This is a genomic window from Microbacterium sp. (genome assembly GCF_035554235.1).
Taxonomy (GTDB): domain Bacteria; phylum Actinomycetota; class Actinomycetes; order Actinomycetales; family Microbacteriaceae; genus Microbacterium.
Map to the genome: position 1 here is coordinate 1 of NZ_DATMIO010000198.1, position 2,678 is coordinate 2,678.

Sequence of the window (2,678 nt, forward strand, 5' to 3'; positions counted from 1 at the left end):
GGCTGGTTCGACCGCGACAAGACCGGCTTCGAGGACCCCGCGCTCGACTCCGGCCTCCTCGGCCTGATCACGCTCCTCATCGTCCCCGTCCAGATCCTGCTCATCGCCTTCGCGATGCGCGGCTTCGCCCAGGAGTGGAACGTCGAGGTCGAGAGACGCGCCGAACCTCCCACGCGCGCGGCGCCGGCGGCCGGCTGACGTACCCTTACGTCACCCAGCCCGGGTGGCGAAACTGGTCAGACGCGCGGCCCTCAAAAGGCCGTGGCCTTCGGGCCATGTGGGTTCGAATCCCACCCCGGGTACTGCGCTAGGCCTTCGCCAACCCCCCGGTCAGGCGCGCCGGGGTGTCGTCGTCGGCGTTCTCGAAGAAGCCGCCGACGACGTCCTCGAGGTGGTCGATGGACTCGGCGCAGTAGAGGACGGGCTGGTACTTGGTGATGTCGTACTCGATCGTGCCCATCTCGGCGAGGTCGATCGGGCGGATCTCCATGTGGCGGAACTCCTCGATCTCGCCGTAGGAGGAGAGGATGCCGGCGCCGTAGGCCTTCAGCTCGCCGTCCTCGCGCAGGACGCCGAACTCGAGCGTGAACCAGAAGACGTCGGCGATGAACTGCAGCGCCTCGTCGGTCTCCACGCGGCGCGCGGCGTCGCCCGCGTGGCGCTTGATCTCGGCGAAGCGCGGGTGGGCGAGCATGTTCCCGTGCCCGATGACCTCGTGGATGATGTCGGGCTCGGGGGTGTACAGCGGCTCGGACGGGTGGCGGACGTACTGCGTCGAATGGAAGACGCGATCGGCGAGCGAGCCGTAGAACTCGCGCAGCGGGACGAGCCCGGGCGCGCAGTGGTATTCGAAGCCCGTCAGCGGGCGTAGGCGGTCGGTGACCTCGGTGAGCTGCGGGACGTGGTCCTCCGGCAGCGCCAGCGCCGCCTTGCCCTCGATGTACTCGCGGCACGCGTACTTCTCGTGCTTGTCGTGAAGCTCCCGGCACACGACGCGCCAGATCTCGTGCTCGGCCTCGAGGTAGTCGACGTGCGGGATCGGTTCGCCGGGCGTCCAGGCCATCGCTGCGGCGGCGATCTCGTTGCGACGCTCGCGATAGACCGGGTCGTTGAACCCGGGGTGGTCCTCTCCCAGGTGAACCTCGACCTTGCCGTCGTCACCCTGCGTGACGGGCGAATAGAGCTGGGCCTCCTCGAACATCGTGCCTCCCTCGGGTGGTGCGCTTCGCCACTAGGGCACCACTTCGCACCGCAGCTGGCAAGTCTGCTCGCATCGACCGGTCAAGACGCCCAGCATCGCCCAGTCGGCGGCGCTAGGTTCTGTGCAACATGTCCAGTCCGATCGACGACCTCGACGCCCGCCTGATCGCGCTCATGGCGGCCGAGCCGCGCATCGGCCTCATGGAGGTCTCGCGGCGCCTGAACGTCGCGCGCGGCACGGTCCAGGCACGGCTGACGAAGCTCACCGACAGAGGCGTGATCAAGAGCTTCGGCCCGGAGATCGACCCGGCGCGAATGGGCTATCCCGTGCTCGCGTTCGTCTTCCTCGAGATCACCCAGGGCCGGCTCACCGAGGCCGTCGAGCACCTGGAGTCGGTGCCCGAGGTGCTCGAGGCCCACGCCACGAGCGGCCCCCGCGACCTGCTGTGCCGCGTCGCCGCCCGCGACACCGAGCAGCTGCAGGACATCATCAATCGCCTGCTCGGCACCTCGGCGGTGCGCCGCTCGACGAGCTACATCGTGCTCTCGACGCAGATCGCGCACCGCACGGGCCCGCTCGTCAGGGCGGCTGCTGCCGAGAGCTAAGGTGCCGGCCATGCCGCGAAGCACCCTGCAGCCGCGCGATCGCGAGCTCATCAGCGCGCCCAACTTCTGCCACGTCTCCGTCCCGGCCGGCGACGACACGATCCAGTCGGTCGTCGTGTGGTGCGACGTAGATGGCGACCAGATCGTGCTCAACAGCGCCGAGGAGCGCGACTGGCCGGCGAACCTGCGCCGCGCCGGCCGCGCAACGCTGACAGTGATGAACCTCGAGAACCCGCAGGAGTTCGTGACCGTCGTCGCGCGGCTCGTCGAGGACACGAACGACGGCGCCGATGACGTCATCAACGCGCTCGCCCACAAGTACAACGGCCGCGACTACACTTCATGCCCGGCCAGCAGCGCGTCACCTTCCGCCTGGAGCCCGAGCGCGTCGCGCGACATTCCGGCTAGGTGCGGATCGACCACGTCATCTGGAAGGCGGAGGACCTCGATCGCTCCGCGGCGCGCGTCGCCGCCGAGCACGGCCTCAGAGACGACGGCGGCGGGCGCCACGTCGGGATCGGCACCTACAACCGCGTCTTCCCGCTCGGCGGCGGCTATCTGGAGGTGCTCGCCGTGGCCGACCTCGAGGAGGCGAAGGCCTCGCCGCTCGGCCAGGCGATCGTTGCCGCGCCCGAGGGGCTGTTCGGATGGGCGGTGGCCGTCGACGACATCGACGCGGCGGCCGCCCGGTTGTCGCTCGACATCACGACGATCGCACGCGAGGACCTGACCGCGCGGCTCGCCGGCGTAGCCGAGGCGGTTGCCGACCCGTGGCTGCCGTTCTTCATCCAGCGCGATCGGGGCATCGCCGACCCCGGGGCGCACGGCGATGCCGGCGGGATCGCCCGGCTCGAGCTCGCGGCGGACGCGCA

General features: G+C 69.9%; 4 protein-coding genes and 1 tRNA gene. 4 read left to right on the plus strand and 1 reads right to left on the minus strand.

The window, feature by feature from the left end; translation table 11 throughout:
- Positions 1-198, plus strand: a 198-nt coding sequence (locus VNT50_RS10415) for a hypothetical protein (RefSeq protein WP_325485046.1), incomplete at its 5' end; no start/stop codon positions are given.
- A 19-nt stretch (positions 199-217) separates the two neighbouring features.
- A tRNA-Leu gene (locus tag VNT50_RS10420) sits at positions 218-302 on the plus strand.
- A 5-nt stretch (positions 303-307) separates the two neighbouring features.
- Here VNT50_RS10420 and VNT50_RS10425 read toward each other — a convergent pair.
- Positions 308-1,201, minus strand: coding sequence for a phenylalanine 4-monooxygenase (locus VNT50_RS10425; protein WP_325485047.1), 894 nt, complete (start codon positions 1,199-1,201; stop codon positions 308-310).
- Positions 1,202-1,329: 128 nt separating this feature from the next.
- On the opposite strand from VNT50_RS10425, the gene VNT50_RS10430 reads away from it, so the two are divergent.
- Both VNT50_RS10430 and VNT50_RS10435 read left to right on the plus strand, forming a co-directional pair.
- Entirely contained in the window at positions 1,330-1,806 is a 477-nt protein-coding gene (locus tag VNT50_RS10430) for an Lrp/AsnC family transcriptional regulator (protein ID WP_325485048.1), read from the plus strand.
- A gap of 408 nt (positions 1,807-2,214) precedes the next feature.
- The coding region (locus VNT50_RS10435; protein WP_325485049.1) for a VOC family protein at positions 2,215-2,678 on the plus strand (464 nt) is incomplete at its 3' end.

Bases quoted from the DNA above. Each gene is read 5' to 3' on its own strand.
- VNT50_RS10425 (WP_325485047.1), bottom strand. From the start codon at position 1,201: ATGTTCGAGGAGGCCCAGCTCTATTCGCCCGTCACGCAGGGTGACGAC.
- VNT50_RS10430 (WP_325485048.1), top strand. From the start codon at position 1,330: ATGTCCAGTCCGATCGACGACCTCGACGCCCGCCTGATCGCGCTCATG.